General features: G+C 47.2%; 17 protein-coding genes and 1 other annotated feature. Of the genes, 15 read left to right on the forward strand and 2 right to left on the reverse strand.

All coding sequences use genetic code 11. The annotated features are described in order from the left end of the window. Positions 1–67: 67 nt before the first annotated feature. The 3 genes from larE to DXB70_RS10865 all read left to right on the forward strand — a co-directional run bounded on the left by larE (position 68) and on the right by DXB70_RS10865 (position 2,274). Positions 68–922, forward strand: a complete 855-nt coding sequence (larE, locus tag DXB70_RS10855) for an ATP-dependent sacrificial sulfur transferase LarE (RefSeq protein ID WP_207665602.1) — start codon at positions 68–70, stop codon at positions 920–922. Positions 923–944: 22 nt separating this feature from the next. Continuing rightward, on the forward strand, positions 945–1,643 hold the full coding sequence (locus DXB70_RS10860) for a DUF5714 domain-containing protein (RefSeq protein ID WP_118673305.1): 699 nt from the start codon (positions 945–947) through the stop codon (positions 1,641–1,643). A gap of 307 nt (positions 1,644–1,950) precedes the next feature. Next, the gene (locus tag DXB70_RS10865; RefSeq protein WP_004613237.1) at positions 1,951–2,274 is read left to right on the forward strand and encodes a hypothetical protein; all 324 of its coding nucleotides are present in this window, start codon (positions 1,951–1,953) and stop codon (positions 2,272–2,274) included. Positions 2,275–2,384: 110 nt separating this feature from the next. Here DXB70_RS10865 and DXB70_RS10870 read toward each other — a convergent pair whose 3' ends face one another. Beyond that, on the reverse strand, positions 2,385–2,738 hold the full coding sequence (locus tag DXB70_RS10870; protein WP_020993869.1) for a cupin domain-containing protein: 354 nt from the start codon (positions 2,736–2,738) through the stop codon (positions 2,385–2,387). A 140-nt stretch (positions 2,739–2,878) separates the two neighbouring features. Between DXB70_RS10870 and DXB70_RS10875 the strand changes: the two genes are divergently transcribed. From DXB70_RS10875 to DXB70_RS10915, 7 genes are all read left to right on the forward strand, one after another. Then, positions 2,879–3,211 carry a helix-turn-helix domain-containing protein gene (locus DXB70_RS10875; RefSeq protein ID WP_008373705.1) on the forward strand — a complete coding sequence of 111 codons (333 nt, stop codon included), beginning with the start codon at positions 2,879–2,881 and terminating at the stop codon, positions 3,209–3,211. 144 nt (positions 3,212–3,355) lie between these two features. After that, entirely contained in the window at positions 3,356–3,793 is a 438-nt protein-coding gene (locus tag DXB70_RS10880) for a radical SAM mobile pair system MarR family transcriptional regulator (protein WP_009535039.1), read from the forward strand. Further along, a complete protein-coding gene (locus DXB70_RS10885) occupies positions 3,790–4,479 on the forward strand; it encodes a radical SAM mobile pair protein A (protein ID WP_118570126.1) in 690 nt (229 codons plus the stop codon). The genes DXB70_RS10880 and DXB70_RS10885 overlap by 4 nt, the downstream gene beginning before the upstream one ends. Next, positions 4,467–5,375 (forward strand): radical SAM mobile pair protein B, encoded by a 909-nt coding sequence (locus tag DXB70_RS10890; protein WP_107001881.1) that lies wholly within the window; start codon positions 4,467–4,469, stop codon positions 5,373–5,375. Before DXB70_RS10885 ends, DXB70_RS10890 begins: the two co-directional genes overlap by 13 nt. Before the next feature lie 241 nt (positions 5,376–5,616). Beyond that, positions 5,617–6,162, forward strand: a complete 546-nt coding sequence (locus DXB70_RS10900) for a methylated-DNA--[protein]-cysteine S-methyltransferase (RefSeq protein ID WP_118524142.1) — start codon at positions 5,617–5,619, stop codon at positions 6,160–6,162. Positions 6,163–6,662: 500 nt separating this feature from the next. After that, the gene (locus tag DXB70_RS10910; protein ID WP_107001883.1) at positions 6,663–7,115 is read left to right on the forward strand and encodes a MarR family winged helix-turn-helix transcriptional regulator; all 453 of its coding nucleotides are present in this window, start codon (positions 6,663–6,665) and stop codon (positions 7,113–7,115) included. Next, a complete protein-coding gene (locus DXB70_RS10915) occupies positions 7,105–8,448 on the forward strand; it encodes an MATE family efflux transporter (RefSeq protein WP_118673306.1) in 1,344 nt (447 codons plus the stop codon). Before DXB70_RS10910 ends, DXB70_RS10915 begins: the two co-directional genes overlap by 11 nt. Before the next feature lie 210 nt (positions 8,449–8,658). Here the strand turns inward: DXB70_RS10915 and DXB70_RS10920 are convergent, their stop codons facing one another. Continuing rightward, positions 8,659–9,366 carry a hemolysin III family protein gene (locus DXB70_RS10920; protein ID WP_118673307.1) on the reverse strand — a complete coding sequence of 236 codons (708 nt, stop codon included), beginning with the start codon at positions 9,364–9,366 and terminating at the stop codon, positions 8,659–8,661. 314 nt (positions 9,367–9,680) lie between these two features. Here DXB70_RS10920 and DXB70_RS10925 point away from each other — a divergent pair, with 314 nt between their 5' ends. The 5 genes from DXB70_RS10925 to DXB70_RS10950 all read left to right on the forward strand — a co-directional run bounded on the left by DXB70_RS10925 (position 9,681) and on the right by DXB70_RS10950 (position 17,036). Continuing rightward, positions 9,681–10,406, forward strand: coding sequence for an RluA family pseudouridine synthase (locus DXB70_RS10925; RefSeq protein WP_118469495.1), 726 nt, complete (start codon positions 9,681–9,683; stop codon positions 10,404–10,406). Between the two features lie 357 nt (positions 10,407–10,763). Then, complete coding sequence (locus tag DXB70_RS10935) at positions 10,764–11,846, forward strand: AI-2E family transporter (RefSeq protein WP_118673308.1); 1,083 nt, start codon at positions 10,764–10,766, stop codon at positions 11,844–11,846. A gap of 258 nt (positions 11,847–12,104) precedes the next feature. Then, complete coding sequence (locus tag DXB70_RS10940) at positions 12,105–13,586, forward strand: alpha/beta fold hydrolase (protein WP_118469493.1); 1,482 nt, start codon at positions 12,105–12,107, stop codon at positions 13,584–13,586. A 235-nt stretch (positions 13,587–13,821) separates the two neighbouring features. Beyond that, positions 13,822–14,041 (forward strand) — a binding site (T-box leader). A gap of 165 nt (positions 14,042–14,206) precedes the next feature. After that, positions 14,207–15,640 carry a proline--tRNA ligase gene (proS, locus tag DXB70_RS10945; RefSeq protein WP_022359111.1) on the forward strand — a complete coding sequence of 478 codons (1,434 nt, stop codon included), beginning with the start codon at positions 14,207–14,209 and terminating at the stop codon, positions 15,638–15,640. A 1-nt stretch (position 15,641) separates the two neighbouring features. Continuing rightward, on the forward strand, positions 15,642–17,036 hold the full coding sequence (locus tag DXB70_RS10950) for a polynucleotide adenylyltransferase (protein WP_118673309.1): 1,395 nt from the start codon (positions 15,642–15,644) through the stop codon (positions 17,034–17,036). Positions 17,037–17,098 lie beyond the last annotated feature (62 nt).

Consider the following 17,098-nt stretch of genomic DNA (forward strand, 5'->3'; position numbering starts at 1 on the left):
GCACTTTTGAGATTGAAAAACGGCACAGTGCATTCTCGTTAGATAATTAAGAGGAGAATCAAGAACCATGGAAAATAAACCAATGATATCAGAGACAGAAAAAAGAGAAGCTTTAAAACAGTTCATGGCAGAAAAAGCGAAAGCACCGGTCTGTGTCGCCTTTTCGGGCGGTGTGGACAGCAGCCTGATTCTCAAGCTGGCGTGTGATACGGCGAAGAAGACGGGAATGCCGGTTTATGCCGTGACATTTCACACCATGCTGCACCCAGCCTGTGATCTGGAGATCGCGGAGCGGGTGGCAAAGGAGCTGGGCGCGATCCATAAAATTATCCAGGTCAATGAGATGGAGCTGGAAGCCATCCGGACGAATCCGGTCAACCGCTGTTATATCTGCAAACACCACCTGTTCGCGACACTTCTGGATTTTGCAAAAGAAGAGGGGATTCCGTGCGTGATGGACGGAACCAATGAGAGCGACCTGCATGTGTACCGCCCGGGTATCCAGGCACTCCGTGAGCTGGGTGTCGTCAGTCCACTTGCACAGTGCGGACTGGAGAAAAAGGATGTCAAGGCATTTGCGGCTGACTTAGGAATTTCCGTTGCATCCCGTCCGTCCATGCCATGTATGGCGACCCGACTTCCATATGGAACTTCCTTTGACATGGAAGCTTTGAAGCGGATTGAGAAAGGCGAAGATTATCTTCGAAGCGTGTTTGGCGGAAATGTGCGCCTGCGCCTGCATGGCGATATTGTCCGGATCGAGGTGGATGCGGATAAATTTGAAAAAGCGATTGCCGAGCGGGAGACGATCTGTAGGACATTAAAAGAAATGGGATTTCTGTACATTACACTCGATCTGGAAGGTTTCCGGTCGGGAAGTATGGATATAGTGGAGAAACTCAACGCGCTGATCGGGAAATGAATGTAAAGGAGATGGAAATCCCATGCAGGAAGAATGTATTGTCTGTAAAGCACCTCTTATTTATCTGGAACAGGATGAATGGATGGAGTGCGAATTATGTCATAAAAAAGAATTGAGCAAGACCAGATGCCAGAACGGGCATTATGTTTGTAATGATTGTCATACGAAGGGACTGGACACCATTCTTTCCCTGTGTATAGACGAAACATCCAGAAATCCGATCGAGATTGTCCGGAAGATGATGGATGCACCGTTTTGCCATATGCATGGACCGGAGCATCATGTCATGGTGGGAGCGGCGCTGCTTACTGCATATAAAAATGCGGGAGGTGCTATTAATCTGCGGGAATCTGTGATGGAAATGCTGAACCGTGGGAAAGCCGTTCCAGGAGGAACCTGCGGATTCTGGGGTGCCTGCGGAGCGGGAATCAGCGCAGGTATGTTTGTATCTATCTTGTCTGGGGCGACGCCACTGACGGAGGAATCCTGGGGACTTTCGAATCAGATGACATCAAAAGCACTGGAAACGATTTCGCGCACCGGCGGTCCGAGGTGTTGTAAAAGAGATTCTTATCTGGCGATTCTGGCGGCGGTTGATTTTGTAAAAACGCATTTTGGAATCGAAATGGAATGCACAGAAGTCCAGTGTACGCATTGTGCTCAGAACAATCAGTGTATTGGCAAGCGCTGTCCATTTTGGCGATTTGATGATAGTATTTGACTATAAATGGATAAACGGAGATAATAAAGCTGCGATATAATTAGATTGTGCGAGATGGGATTGCAGTTTGCATAATGTGTGAACTGTGATGAGAGAGCAATTTCTCGTGTAATAGGAAATTTCCTGGAATTCCCTATTACACAAAAAGGCACATCCTTTTTTACGTGGAAAAATCGGAATTGACCGAGCTCTTTGAGCGAGGGATACTTCTTGTCCGAAGGGCAAGAAGGTGGGCGTAAAAAAGATTAGAACAATCGGGATTTATCAGAAAATGAGGAATAGTTGAAAATGGAGGCGCTATAATAACATGAAGATTGAAGGGAACCAGAAAGAACTGGATGCAATGGTAGAATTTCATAAGGGAAACCGTGTCGAGGGGTTGAGACTGCAAGAAGAATTTGCAGCGGAATTTCGTAAGGAGTATAAAGACAAAGATCACTGTCCTTGCCTGAAAGCCTGTCGTTATCACGGAAACTGTAAGGAATGTGTAGCAATCCACAGAGCGCATCAGGAACATGTTCCTAATTGTATGCGACCATTGATTAATAAAAAATTGAAATTGATGTCAGAATTAACAGAGCATACCTTGGCAAATGAAATAGAAGCTCCACATGAGATTTTAAGAAAATAGGCAAGTCAAATTCAAGTTTGAAAAATTGAGAAATCGTAAAATTGAAGAAAAAGAATGCACAGTTCTTAGCATATCGGGAACTGTGCATTTCTGTAAATAAATACTTTTAATTAGCCGATTACGGCATCCTCTGCTGTAAAATGTTCCAGAGAATTTTCTTTTACCTGAATGCAGATATAAGTAATTCCAGAAATATCGGATGCAAAAAACTGACGCTTTGCAGTAGGTGCGATTTTTAGCCAGTCTCCAGTTGAAAGACTGATTTCTTCTCCATCAATTATGGCTTTGCCGTTACCTGAAAGAATTCCATAGATTTCTTCATTTTCTTTATGAGAATGAACAAATGGGACATTTGCTCCTGCAGGTAGTTCGTTTAAACTGATTTCTGCACCTGTTAAAGACAACTTTTCATGCAGCTCAATTCGGTTTTCCTTTCCAATAGTTGTTTTTGTGTAATTTGCCATAATAACCTCCATAGTTAATTTGTAGTTTCTGGTTGCTTGGTATTAGTATAGTGTGAGACACATACAAAAACAAGTACGCACCTTTTTGTAACTGTACACTCAAAAATGAATGTGTTACAATAGACTCGGAGGTGAGAATTATGCGAGCAAAAGAAGAATTACCGGAATGCCCAGTTGCAACAGCAGTATCTCTTATCGGAGGAAAATGGAAACTGCTGATTTTGCGTAACTTAAAAGAGCGTCCATGGAGATTCAATGAGCTACAACGAAGTATAGATGGTATTTCACAAAAGGTTTTGACAGATAGTTTAAGACAAATGATGAGTGATGGGCTGGCATATCGCCACGATTACCATGAGCAGCCACCGAGAGTTGAATACGGCTTAACGGAACTCGGAACAAAAATGCTTCCAATTGTTAATTCACTTGCTGACTTTGGTAACTACTATAAATCAATTATTGAACAGAATTAAGGACGTTAGTATTTGAAAAAGCTTGAACAATTCCAGTTTGAAGAATTGAAAAAAACGGAATTTACCTATTAAGACATATAAACTCTTGACAATAAAACTCCTATATAGTATGTTTTTAATAAACTACTATATAGGAGCTTTTGCATGAAAACAAATGGCGGATTTCTTGTCACCAAAATAAAACAGCTTGGTGACCGGATTTTTGAGAAGATTCTCAGCGAAAAAAATATCGATGCGTTTAATGGAGCCCAAGGGCGTATTCTTTATGTGCTGTGGCAGGAGGATGGAATCTCGATCAGGTCACTCTCGGTCAAATGCGGATTAGCGATAACATCTCTTACGACGATGCTGGAAAGAATGGAAAATCAAGGACTGATAAGCCGTGTTCAGTCTGAAACGGACAAAAGGAAAACACTCCTGTTTCTGACTGAGAAAGCACATGCCTTAAAGGGCGAGTACGATTCTGTATCTGATGAGATGGGCAGCATTTACTACAAGGGTTTTTCAGAGGAAGAAATTACCCGGTTTGAGGAATGCCTCGACCGCATCAGAAAGAATCTTGAGGAGTGGCAGAAGTCATGAGTATTTGTATCAAAGATCAGATTCAGAACATGAATCTCGTCATCGGCTGCACAGTGGGGTGTACATATTGCTATGCCCGCAACAACGTGAAACGCTGGCATATGATTGATGACTTCGCTGACTCTGAATTCTTTCCGAGTAAGCTCAAGATGATGGAAAAGAAACGTCCGCAGAACTTTCTTCTTACCGGAATGAGCGATCTCTCCGGATGGAAGCCGGAATGGAGAGACGAGGTATTTGCAAAGATCCGTGAAAATCCACAGCATCAGTTCCTGTTCCTTACCAAGCGACCTGATTTGCTGGATTTTGATACCGATCTGGAAAACGCATGGTTTGGCGTTACGGTGACGAGGAAAGCAGAACTGTGGCGTATCGACGCCCTTCGGAAAAACGTCAGAGCAAAACATTACCATGTTACCTTTGAGCCGTTATTCGACGATCCCGGCACAGTTGACCTTTCCGGAATCAATTGGATCGTTGTCGGCACCATGACCGGAGCTCAGAGCAGGAAGATTCATACGGAGCCGGAATGGGCATGGTCTCTGGCGGACCAGGCACATAAGCTCGGCATTCCGGTGTTTATGAAGGAAGACCTTGTCCCTATCATAGGGGATGAAAATATGATTCAGGAAATGCCGGAAGAATTTAATAAAGTGTTAGAGGTACAGAAATCATGGAAGAAGTAATAAATGGAATCCTCATTCGTGAGGTGGAAACAAAGAACATCATGACTAAGTCTAGTCTGCCGGTAGGCGGTTACTCGGTCAATCCCTATGTGGGCTGTACACATGCCTGCAAGTATTGCTATGCTTCTTTTATGAAGCGCTTTACCGGGCACAAGGAGGAATGGGGCACTTTCCTTGATGTGAAGCATTGGCTGGAAATTAAAAATCCGAAGAAATATGCCGGACAGCGGGTGGTCATCGGTTCTGTGACAGATGGCTACAATCCACAGGAGGAGCAATTCGGGAATACCAGAAAACTTCTGGAGCAGCTGATCGGCAGTGACGCAGATATTCTGATCTGCACAAAGTCGGATCTTGTGGTACGGGATATTGATCTGCTGAAGAAGCTTGGACGTGTAACCGTTTCATGGTCGATCAACACACTAGATGAAAATTTCAAGAACGATATGGACTCTGCTTCGAGCATTGAGCGCCGTATCTCTGCTATGAAGCAGGTATATGAAGCCGGTATCCGTACAGTCTGTTTCGTATCCCCGGTATTCCCCGGTATCACGGATTTTGAAGCAATCTTTGAGCGGGTAAAGGATCAGTGCGATCTGTTCTGGCTCGAAAATCTCAATCTTCGAGGCGGTTTCAAAAAGACAATTATGGATTATATCGCCGGAAAATATCCTGATCTTGTACCACTTTACGACGAGATCTATAACAAGCATAACCGCAGCTACTTTGAAGCACTTGAAGTAAAAGCTGAGAAAATGGCTAAGAAGTATGATTGTGCCTTTGTGGATAATGAAATGCCTTATGGCAGAGTCCCGCAGGGACATCCGGTGATCGTAGATTATTTCTATCATGAGGAAATCCGTGGGACAGAGAATACCGGAAAAAGAAATCGCTAACTTCCAGCTTGGTTATAAGATCGGATTTATCAATGATGCTGAGATATGGTTACTCATGTTAAAATAACGCAATACCTCTGTTATATATAATGAGGATGAAATAGACGAGTTGATTCTGCTGATACGCGATAGCTTTATTCTGGCTTTTACGGTTCTTAAAGATACACTTGTGAAGAAGCTGGAGGAAGCAGAAAGCGATTGGATGTAAAAAAGCAGTCGATAACCTTGGGGGGAGTCCGCGGTGAAGGATAAAACAGTATATACATGTACATATAAATCAAAGTTAGGCGATATTCTGCTGGCGGCAGACGCGATCGGACTCACGGGTCTGTGGTTTGAGGGGCAGAAGTATTTTGCAAATACACTTCCAGACGGAGTTATTTCACAGGAAACCCTAATTTTAACAGAGGCAAAGAGATGGCTGGATATTTATTTTTCTGGCAAAGAACCGGACTTTATTCCGCCGCTGCATCCGACTGGCTCCGCATTTCGACAGGCGGTGTGGCAGATTTTATTGCAAATTCCGTATGGACAGACGACTACCTATGGGGAGATTGCAAAAAAGCTGGCGAAGATGCAGAATGCGTCCCATATGTCCGCGCAGGCGGTAGGCGGTGCAGTGGGGCATAACGAGATTTCCATTATCATCCCATGCCACCGTGTGGTGGGAACGAATGGAAGCCTGACCGGGTATGCGGGTGGAATTGATAAGAAAGTGGAACTGCTTACGCTGGAACATACCGATATGAGTCGTTTTTTTGCGCCGAAGAAAGGAACGGCGCTTTAGTCATTTAGGTGTAATTTTGACTGTGATATTAATTTTCATTTAATTATATCCGTGTAGTTTCTCATCTTTCGTAAGTTTGTAAAGTATCTCCTGCTTTTTCATATACGTAACAAATAGATTTATAAGTACTGTGTTCATAATATTACCCCCTGCATTATGTTTCCATGGAAACAAGTATACCATCGCCTTGTTTCCTTGTTAACAAATTTGATAATAACGATATAGGATATTTTCATCAGAATATTTTTCTTATTTCAAAGATTGCGAAGTTTCACAGGCAGGCGGGGATGTTATTTACAGAAATCCAGATGGAATACAAATGCCAGGACCGCTCCTGGAAGACGATGATTGTGCGTGCCTATTAGTTAAAAAACCATGGAAATCACTATTCGTACATTGTAACATATCGGTTTGATATCGCGGAGCGAGTAAAGATTGACAATTTCAAAATCCTGTCGTATACTTCTTTCAGTCCCAAATGGGATTGAATGGGGAAGGTTATGGAATATAAAATACAAAAACTTTACGATCAGGTCAACCAGGCGATCATCCGCTGCCGTGGTGTATACTCGATGTGGGCAAAGAATAACAATGTGAGCTATAACCGGATGCTGGTGCTTTACACCATCCGCGAATTCGGATTCTGTACGCAAAAGCAGATCTGTGATTCGTATCTGCTTCCGCGGCAGACGGTGAACCATGTGATTTCAGAGATGAAAAAGGACGGGATTCTTGTAGCGGATCTGGAAAAGAGCACCGGGAAGGAAAAGGCGCTTGTTTTGACGCCGGAGGGCGAACGGTATTCGGAAAAATTATTATATTCGTTAAGCCGGATGGAAGAACGGGCGGCGAAACGTCTGGGAGAGGACAAGATCCGCAGAATGACGGAACTGTTTATGGAGTATGACCAGATTCTGGAAGAGGCACTGGAGGAGACGGACGATGAAGAGTAAGGCGGGAACGGATACAGAATTTTTCCGGACGGAGAAAATTCCGAAGATATTGCTGCAAATCGCACCTCCGGTTATGCTGGCGCAGCTGATTCAGGCGATGTATAACATTGTGGACAGTTTTTTTGTGGGAAAATATTCCGAATCGGCGCTGACGGCGCTTTCGGTCATTTATCCGTTGCAGCTCATCATCATTGCGCTGGCGGTGGGAACCGGTGTGGGCGTGAATACCTACATGGCGCGCCTGTATGCACAGAAAATGCCGGGACAGGCGGAAGAAACAGCGGGAACAGGCACGCTTCTGGCGCTTGGAACCTGGTTTATATTTGCCATTTTCTCGATCTTCTGTATGCGTCCGTATGTCCTGACAAGTGCGAATACCCCGGAAGCGATCGAGAGTGCTGTTATTTACGGACAGATCGTCTGTATCGGCAGCATCGGGGCATTTCTGGAAGGAAACTGGACGAAGGTCCATCAGTCGCGGGGCAATATGCACCGTCCGATGGTCGCCCAGACCGTGGGGGCGCTGACGAATATCGTGCTTGACCCGATCCTGATTTTCGGACTCGGTCCGGTGCCGGAGCTGGGAGTCGCGGGTGCTGCCTATGCGACTGTCTGCGGACAGGTGGCGGCTGCGGTCATCACATCGTTTGGCGGGGTTGGCAGATTGCCAGAGCGCACAAAAATGCCGCTCTATATCAAGCAGATCTACTGGTTTGGCTACGCGTCGATTATTATGCAGGCATTATTTACAGTTTATATCGTGATCTTAAATGCGATCCTTGCCGGATTTTCAGATTCGGCAGTGACGGTGCTGGGGCTTTATTATAAAATGCAGACGTTTTTCTTTATCCCGCTGATGGGCTTGCAGACGTGTATCGTTCCGGTGCTCAGCTTTAACTATGCAACCAAGAGCTATGCGAGATGCCGGGAAATTATGCGGGACAGCTATGGATTTTCCTGTGTGTTTATGCTGGTCGGTGTGATCTGCTTCGTTTTCTTCCCGGTGCAGCTGCTCCGGTTTTTTTCAAAGAGCAGCGAGGTCATCGCGATCGGAAAAAATGCATTCCCTATCATCGGGGCAAGTTTTATTCCGGCGGTATTTTCACTGATGACCCCGGTCTTCTTCCAGGCGATCGGAAATGGAAAGATCAGCCTCTTTTTGTCCGTGATGCGCCAGATCTGCTGCCTGATTCCGATTTTCTGGCTGCTGTCGCTGATTGACCTGCGCTTTACCTGGTTTGCATTTCCGATCTCGGAAGTGCTGGTCGGTGTCACGGGAATCGTGCTTTATTACAAGGAAATCAAAAGAGACTTTGATAAAGGAGCAGCATGAGAAAGCACGTAAAAACATAGAAAATAGTTTCGTAGAAAATTTTTAAACGCTTTTAATGAATTGAAAAGGAACCGCCTGGGTCAGTCTATCAGCTGCATCAGGACGGTTCCTTTTTTGAAAGGAGAATGAATGTGACATAAAAAATTGAATGTATGCATTTCGTGTACGTATGAGGCATAATGCCTGTCAGACGAAATGGGTATTTCACCCTTATGCTACAAATGCGTACATCATCACATAATGGCACAGGCTTCCTCCCATGACAAACAGATGGAAAATCTCATGCGAACCGAAATTTTTATGCGTTGCATTGAAAATCGGCAGTTTTAATGCGTAGATAATGCCTCCAGCCGTATAGATGAGTCCGCCGGTCAGCAGCCAGAGAAATGCGCTTTTCGGAAGTGCCAGTACGATCTGACGGAACGCCAGCACGCAGATCCAGCCCATTGCGATGTAAACTAGCGAGGAGAACCACTTCGGGCAGTTGATCCAGAGCGCGTTGACGAGAATCCCGGCAATCGCGATACCCCAGACGAGCGTCAGAAGCCGGTAACCGGCGTTATTTCCAAGGACGATCAGGCAAACCGGTGTGTAAGTTCCGGCAATCAGGATGAAAATCATCATGTGGTCGATCTTACGCAGGATTTTATTAACGTGCTCGGAAATATTAAAGGTGTGGTAGGTCGTGCTGGCGGCATAGAGCAGAATCATGCTGACGATAAACACAGCCAACGCCGCAAGATGGCGCGAATCTGCTTCTCCGGCCGCTTTGTGAAGCAGCGGAACTGCCGCGATCACCGCGCCGATCATCGCGATAAAATGCGTCAGCGCGCTTCCGGGATCCTTTACGTGGAATTTATGATGCTTTGTTTCAACGAGTTCCGTTGTGTCAGATGTATGTTTTTGACTAAAAATCATAGGATAACCTCCTTTGCCGTAATCTCAATAAAGTAATTGTGAATATGATATGTAGTATTTAAAACTACATAAAATGTTTTTATATACTATACATCTTTTCTGAAAAATATGCAAGAGGGGAATGGGATATGTTATAATATAATGTATGAATAGTAACGAAAGGTTTTCACGTTTCATGTGAGTTGGCAATAAATATATGCAATGGTTTGCATATGAAAATTTTAAAGTTAGAAGAGAAAGAAAAAAGGCTCATAGATGATTTGAGAAGTTAAAATGCTCGGGAATTCATGGATGAAGTAGAGAGGAAATCGGTTATGTTAGATATATTATACGAAGATAAAGATATTTTAGTTGTGGTCAAACCAGCCGGAGTTGAGTCGCAGACATCGAGACGCCTGGAGCCGGATATGGTCAGCGAGATAAAAAATTATCTCCACCGGAAGGTGCAGGAGACGAAAAAGTTATCCACAGGATTATCCCCAAAAGCGTCCACAGCCCCGGTGGATCCGTATGTTGGAGTTATCCACCGACTGGATAAGCCGGTGCGCGGTGTGATGGTATATGCCAAGAACCTGAAAGCGGCAGCGCACTTAAGCCGTCAGGTACAGGAGGGAAAACTGGAGAAAATCTATCAGGCGCTCGTATGTGGAAAACCTGTGGATAATGTGGGTAAGTACGTGGATTATCTGTTGAAAGACGGGAAAACGAATACCAGCCGGATTGTGGATAAGTCGGTCGCCGGTGCGAAACGGGCAGAGCTGGAATATCAGATATTAGAAAAAAAAGAACAGGAAGACGGTACCGTGCGTTCACTGGTGGAAATCCATCTTCACACAGGACGCCACCATCAGATACGCGTACAGTTTGCCGCGCATGGGACACCGCTCATGGGAGATACCAAGTATGGCGCACCAGCGGCTGCTTCCGTGGGACGTGCCCGTCGGGAACCGCTGGCGCTGTGCGCGGTCCGTTTATCGTTCCTTCACCCGGTGACGGGAAAAAGAATGGAGTTTTCCACCAAACCGCAATTTGTTCTGTGAGCGAACTTTTCTATAAGTCAAGAAAATAAAAGATCAAGGGTGAATAGAAGGTAAGATGTGTATATTTTTATCCAGCCTGCCCATACTAGAGTGTGTACAAAGGAAGTACGAATCATAAATGGGCAAAGTCCATGGGTAAGCCCCGGAGCGACTAAAGAGGGCTTACAAAAGAGACCGCAGGAGCCGGGAGAAGCGGGAGCTGACACCGGTTTCCTGTGGTTTTTCGTTGTCATACATCCGGAAAAAAGGGCGTGTAGGTTTAAGGAAAAGACGTTTGTTTGAATGGATGGCTGTAGAAATCATAGAACCATAACGGTGTATGGCATAAAGAAAAAATCGGGAAGGTGGAGCAGACAGATGGCACTCAGCAGAAAACAGAAAAAAGCATTTCTCACAGCAGCAGTCACGGCGGGCGTGTATTTGAGTTTCCGTTACCTGCTGCCGCTTATATCCCCATTTCTGGCAGCGTATCTGATGGCGCTGCTTCTCCAGCCATCGGCAGCATTTCTCGAAAAACGGCTGCGAATCTCCTTCCGCGGGCGCATGATCGGCGTTCCCATCGGTATGATCGGGGGCGTGGAGCTGATTTTGCTGAGCATTTTTCTGGTCGGTCTGCTGGCAGCAGGGGGACGGCGTTTCACGGAGGAGCTGGAACACTTTTTAGAAGAGCTTCCAGGACGGATGGAGGAATTGTCACTGCTCGGACAGCAATTTGAACAGTCGATCGAGCGAGTCCTTCATCTGCCTGCCGGTAAAATCGGGCAGCTCTTTCGCGGAACAGGCTTGCAGGGCGGTGGACAGGTCAAGGAGATCCTGCTACCGCAGCTCCTTCAGAAATCAGTTCCTGCTGCGGCGGGGATTGTGCGCGCGGTTATTGTGGTTGTTTTATTTTTCATTGCCTCGATTTTGAGTTTACAGGAGATGGACGAACTGCGCCGGAGGCGGTTTGATTCGATGTTTCACCGCGAATTTTTCCTGCTCGGCAGGCGCCTTGCGGTGACAGGAAGCGCATGGCTGAAAACCCAGTCGGTCATTTTCCTGATGACTTCGGCATTTTCGATGGCGGGGCTTTTGCTGATTGGAAATCCATATTATATTCTGGGTGGAATCGGAATCGGGGTTCTGGATGCCCTGCCGATCTTCGGCGCAGGGACGGCGCTGGTGCCGTGGAGTCTTTTTCTCCTGTTTAAGCGGGAGTGGGGACACGCGCTGATTCTCTTCGGGCTGTATCTGCTCTGTTATTTTTTGCGTGAGTTCACGGAGGCGCACCTGATGGGGAAAAAAATGGGGCTGTCGCCGCTTGAAACGCTGGCGGCGATCTATGTGGGCTTGCAGCTGTTTAGTCTGTTTGGATTTCTGCTGGGTCCGATTGGGCTGTTGATTATTAAGGATTTTGTGGAGGAGTATGGGGAAGCGGACGAAGGAGCGGATGCTCATTAAGTAGGCGCTTTTAGAGGAAAAAAGAGGAAAAAAGTGGAGTATTGGTGGATGGGCGATCTGAAATTGCTTTTGAATGTGGAAATTTAAGGAGATGAAAGGATTTTTTAGAATTGCCGCGAGACAAAAGGATCATATATAATAGATAAGGAATTAAAAACGCATAAAAGTTCTGGAAAACAGCAGAGAAAGAGTTGCTGGAAGATAGCTGGATGTTAAGCTGAAATAAATATGCATATCATTTAATATGGAGGAACAAACGTGAATTTATATACAAAAGAGTCAGGCTCCGGACAGCCGATGGTGCTGCTTCACGGAAATGGAGAGGACAGCTCCTACTTTGTGAACCAGATATCCTTTTTTGAATCAAAATATCTCGTGATTGCGGTGGACACCCGTGGACATGGCAGATCTCCGCGTGGTTGTGGGACATTTACCTTGGAACGGTTTGCTGATGATTTGAAAGGATTTCTTGACCGCCGGGGACTTAGGCGGATCATTTTGCTGGGGTTCAGCGACGGCGGCAATATTGCGCTGATTTTTGCACTGAAATATCCGGGATATGTCGATCGGCTGATTTTAAATGGAGCGAACTTAAACCCGTTTGGCATGAAGCCGTCCGTGCTGGCGGATGTGGCGCGGGAGTATGTGGGAGTTGTGGGGAAGCTCTGGCTGCAGAAAAGCGGCATCGGGCAGATACGGGGAAAAATGCAGATGGCAGCAGGAAAAATGCGGACAGAAAAGCAATTTTCAAAAGAAAACGAAAAACAGAATGGACAGGAAGGACTGAATAAACAACAGAGAAGAAGCTGTCAGAAAGAAAAAATTCCTGAAAATAAGGAAAATGATCGGAAGGCAAATATACACAAAAAAGAGCTTCTATCCTTAATGTTGTATGAACCCTGGATCCGCCCTGAACTTCTCCACCGCCTGAAAATGCCCGTCCTTGTGGTAGCAGGGAGCGACGACATGATCCGCGAATGCCACACGCGCCAAATCGCACGTTCTCTGCCAAACGCAAGGATTCGGCTTTTAGAGGGCACCCATTTTATTGCAGCAGAGAACCCGGACGCATTTAACCAATGTGTTGCATCATTCTTGGAACAGACACAGGGCGGCGAGCTGGCGCAGATGAGCCGAGTCTGGGGCAGCCGGAGAGCCGGAAGGCTGGAGAAGGAGAAGATCCGTCGGGCGGCGGTGCTGGTACCTTTGATTCAGAAAGGCGGGGAGTACCACGTGGTGTTTGAGGTGCGCGCGGGAAGCTTAAAAACTCAGCCGGGAGAAATCTGTTTTCCGGGCGGTGCCGTTGAGCGGGACGAGACACCGAAGCAGGCGGCGATCCGTGAGGCGATGGAAGAACTCTTAATCAGTCGCCGCCAGATTCGCGTTATCGCGCCGTTGGATGTGCTGGAAGCGCCCGGGGCGATGGAGATTTCTCCATTTTTAGGTGCGCTGCAGGGCTACCGCTGGTCATATTCCGAGGCGGAGGTCGATCATACCTTTTCTGTCCCGCTCCGCTGGTTCGCGGAACATGAACCGGAGCGATATGAAACAGAACTTGTGACCGTGCCGGAAGAGACATTCCCGTTTGAAGATGTTCCGGGCGGACGCGATTACCGCTGGCGGCGCGGACATTACGATGTCTACTTCTACCGCCGCGAGGAAGGAATCATCTGGGGGATGACAGCGAAGATTCTGCGGTCACTGGCGGAGATGTACCGGGAGGATATTTTATTAAAATAGGATTCGTAAGATAGGGATAAAAACATTATTTTTTGTTCGAACGCAACCGAGTCAGTGACGACCGAGTAAAAAATGCGAGGCATCGTCAAGACTTGTACAAGGGCGAGTTCCAGCCTTGACAAACCCGACCGATTGGCGTAAAATCATAATACTGTCAGGATTTGCGCGGCTGAGTTTGTGGATGCCGTGGAAGAAATCCGGCGTTTGATTTTAGAACATCAAACAATAAGAAACAAAACAGGCGAAGAGAGGAATCAGTAAACTTTGACACACGTCCAGAGAGAAAGCCGTATGGTGCGAGGCTTTTGTGTCCCTGAAAGTTGAACCGGCCCTGGAGCTGTGCATGAAAATGCAACGTATTTCCGGCGTTAACGGAAGTTAAGTGAGCCAGAATCGGAACGAAATTCTGGTTAAGCAGGGTGGTACCGCCGAAGTTAAGCCATTCGGTCCCTTTGATCGCAGCGATCAGCAGGGATCGGATGGCTTTTTTATTTCTACGAAATAAAAAACAACAATGCACACTCGGCGCAGGGGAATATGGCTGCGATGGCAGCCGCGCCTTGGCGCCAAAATCCGGCAAGCCGGATTTCAATAAAATGTTTTTAACAAGGAGAAATGACATGGCAAAGGAAAAGAAAATGGTAGAAGCCATCACATCGATGGATGAAGATTTCGCCCAGTGGTATACGGACATCGTAAAGAAAGCAGAGCTTTCTGATTACTCCAGTGTAAAGGGCTGCATGATTATCAAACCGGCCGGATATGCGATCTGGGAGAATATCCGCAATGAACTGGACAAGCGCTTTAAGGCAACCGGCGTAGAGAACGTATATCTGCCTATGTTTATTCCGGAAAGTCTTCTGGAAAAAGAGAAAGATCACGTAGAAGGTTTCGCACCGGAAGTAGCGTGGGTGACACAGGGCGGTTTAGAGCCGTTACAGGAGAGAATGTGTGTACGTCCGACTTCCGAGACTCTGTTCTGCGATTTTTATGCACATGACGTACATTCTTACCGCGATCTGCCGAGAAACTACAACCAGTGGGCTTCGGTTGTACGTTGGGAAAAGACCACCCGTCCGTTCCTGCGTTCCAGAGAGTTCTTATGGCAGGAAGGTCATACCGCTCATGCAACCGCTGAGGAAGCACAGGAGCGTACCGAGATGATGTTAAATGTATACGCGGATCTGTGCGAGGACTTCCTGGCAATTCCGGTTATCCGCGGACGCAAGACTGACAAGGAGAAATTTGCCGGTGCAGAGGCAACCTACACGATCGAGTCCCTGATGCACGATGGCAAGGCACTGCAGTCCGGCACTAGCCACAACTTCGGCGATGGATTTGCAAAGGCATTTAACATCCAGTATCTGGATAAGGATAATAAATTAAAATACGTTCATCAGACTTCCTGGGGTATGACAACCCGTATGGTAGGCGCGATCATCATGGTTCATGGTGACAATAATGGTCTGGTTCTGCCGCCGAAGGTAGCTCCGACCCAGGTTATGATCGTTCCGATTCAGCAGGCAAAAGAGGGTGTTCTGGACAAGGCATTTGAGGTAAAAGAGGTTCTGTCCAACTTCCGTGTCAAAGTGGATGATTCCGACAAATCTCCGGGATGGAAGTTCAGCGAGTCCGAGATGCGCGGTATTCCGGTACGTGTCGAGATCGGACCGAGAGATATTGCTGAAAATCAGGCAGTTCTGGTTCGCCGTGATACGCATGAGAAGATTACGGTATCTCTGGATGAGATCGCAGCAAAGGTTGGCGAGCTTCTGGAGACGATTCACCACGATATGTTTGAGCGTGCAAAAGCACACAGAGATTCCCATACTTATGTAGCGACAACACTGGATGAGATGAAGGAGATCGCAGAAAATAAGCCAGGCTTCATCAAGGCAATGTGGTGCGGCAATCAGGAGTGCGAGGATAAACTGAAAGAAGTAGTCGGCGTAACCTCCCGCTGCATCCCGTTCAATCAGGAACATCTGGCTGACACCTGCGTATGCTGCGGCAAGCCGGCAACGAAGATGGTTTACTGGGGTAAGGCATATTAATATGATTCCAAAACGGATAGAAATGCCGGTCCAGGTCGAGGAAATCCTGGGAAAGCTGCGAGAACATGGTTACGAGGCATTTGCAGTCGGCGGCTGTGTCCGCGATGCGATCCTGGGGCGGATTCCCGGTGACTGGGATATCACGACCTCGGCGCACCCGGAGGAGGTGAAGCAGGTGTTCGGTCACACGATCGACACCGGGCTTCAGCACGGTACGGTCACGGTCATGCGTGATCATATCGGATATGAAATAACCACCTACCGGATTGACGGTGAATATGAGGATGGACGCCACCCGAAGGAAGTCGTATTTACTGCCGAACTGCGTGAGGACTTGAGACGGCGTGATTTCACGATCAATGCGATGGCATACAGCCACGAAACGGGAATTGTCGATATTTTCGGCGGGGCGGAGGATCTGGCAGCGCGCCGGATCCGCTGCGTCGGGGATGCGGGAGAACGGTTTACGGAAGATGCGCTCCGGATCCTGCGTGCCGTCCGCTTTTCGGCCCAGCTGGGATTTTCGATAGAGAAAAAGACCTGGCAGGCGCTCTGTGAGCTGGCGCCCTCCCTTGTCCATGTGAGCAAGGAACGGGTGCAGGTGGAGTTGACAAAAACACTCCTGTCCGACCGCCCGGAATTTATCTGGAAAACGGAGGCGGCAGGACTGGCACCGTACATTTCAAAGACATTTCCGGAGGTATTTGCGGCGTGGAAAAAGCAGAAAAGCTGTGCAAAGCAGAGGTTGGAAGAGAAGGTATATTCGAAGAATGTGCCAACTGCTGACAAGGATGCGATCAAAACGGAAACGGCAGCGCAGCAGGGGCACATGTTCGTGAAACATGAATGTGAGACAGACATGGCGGGGGAAATTTCTGCTGCTGCGGCACATCTGCCAGCAGAAAAAGCCTTGCGCTGGTCGTATTTTCTTGCCCCGGCGGGCGAGGAAACTTGTGTCCGGGTTCTGAGAGAACTCAAGATGGACAACGACACGATCGATAAGGCTAAGATTCTGAGCCGTTTTGCATTCACACAGATGGAACCGGAGGAAAGCGCTGTCCGCCACGCGATGAGTGCGATGGAAGATACGGTCTTTGACTGGCTGCTTCTCCTTCAGGAAGTTCTGATGCCGGAGCGCATGGATGCGGTGGAAATGGTTCGCTCACTTGCAAGGCAGATCCGGGAGCGCGGTGACTGTATCCGTCTTAAAACTCTGGCGGTAACCGGAAAAGACCTGATTCAGGCAGGCATCCAGCCGGGACCGGCGCTTGGAAAAACGCTGCATCTTCTCTTTGAAAAGGTGCTGGAGAATCCGGCTTGGAATGAGAAAGAGCGGCTTCTGGCTGAGGTGGAAGTGTTGAAACAATCGCAGAATGCGGGAACCAGTAAAGCATAAGAAGATTAATAAATAAAAAGAGAAAAGAGGCAAAATCGTTTGGAACCGGCAGGACAAGCCGG

The organism is Clostridium sp. OM05-5BH, assembly GCF_003481505.1.
GTDB classification, from domain to species: domain Bacteria; phylum Bacillota; class Clostridia; order Lachnospirales; family Lachnospiraceae; genus Otoolea; species Otoolea fessa.

Bases quoted from the DNA above. Each gene is read 5' to 3' on its own strand.
- DXB70_RS10890 (WP_107001881.1), top strand. From the start codon at position 4,467: ATGGAAGAAGTAATAAATGGAATCCTCATTCGTGAGGTGGAAACAAAG.
- DXB70_RS10910 (WP_107001883.1), top strand. From the start codon at position 6,663: ATGGAATATAAAATACAAAAACTTTACGATCAGGTCAACCAGGCGATC.
- proS (WP_022359111.1), top strand. From the start codon at position 14,207: ATGGCAAAGGAAAAGAAAATGGTAGAAGCCATCACATCGATGGATGAA.
- DXB70_RS10915 (WP_118673306.1), top strand. From the start codon at position 7,105: ATGAAGAGTAAGGCGGGAACGGATACAGAATTTTTCCGGACGGAGAAA.
- DXB70_RS10935 (WP_118673308.1), top strand. From the start codon at position 10,764: ATGGCACTCAGCAGAAAACAGAAAAAAGCATTTCTCACAGCAGCAGTC.
- DXB70_RS10885 (WP_118570126.1), top strand. From the start codon at position 3,790: ATGAGTATTTGTATCAAAGATCAGATTCAGAACATGAATCTCGTCATC.
- DXB70_RS10920 (WP_118673307.1), bottom strand. From the start codon at position 9,366: ATGATTTTTAGTCAAAAACATACATCTGACACAACGGAACTCGTTGAA.
- DXB70_RS10870 (WP_020993869.1), bottom strand. From the start codon at position 2,738: ATGGCAAATTACACAAAAACAACTATTGGAAAGGAAAACCGAATTGAG.
- DXB70_RS10950 (WP_118673309.1), top strand. From the start codon at position 15,642: ATGATTCCAAAACGGATAGAAATGCCGGTCCAGGTCGAGGAAATCCTG.
- DXB70_RS10865 (WP_004613237.1), top strand. From the start codon at position 1,951: ATGAAGATTGAAGGGAACCAGAAAGAACTGGATGCAATGGTAGAATTT.
- DXB70_RS10880 (WP_009535039.1), top strand. From the start codon at position 3,356: ATGAAAACAAATGGCGGATTTCTTGTCACCAAAATAAAACAGCTTGGT.
- DXB70_RS10875 (WP_008373705.1), top strand. From the start codon at position 2,879: ATGCGAGCAAAAGAAGAATTACCGGAATGCCCAGTTGCAACAGCAGTA.
- DXB70_RS10860 (WP_118673305.1), top strand. From the start codon at position 945: ATGCAGGAAGAATGTATTGTCTGTAAAGCACCTCTTATTTATCTGGAA.
- DXB70_RS10925 (WP_118469495.1), top strand. From the start codon at position 9,681: ATGTTAGATATATTATACGAAGATAAAGATATTTTAGTTGTGGTCAAA.
- larE (WP_207665602.1), top strand. From the start codon at position 68: ATGGAAAATAAACCAATGATATCAGAGACAGAAAAAAGAGAAGCTTTA.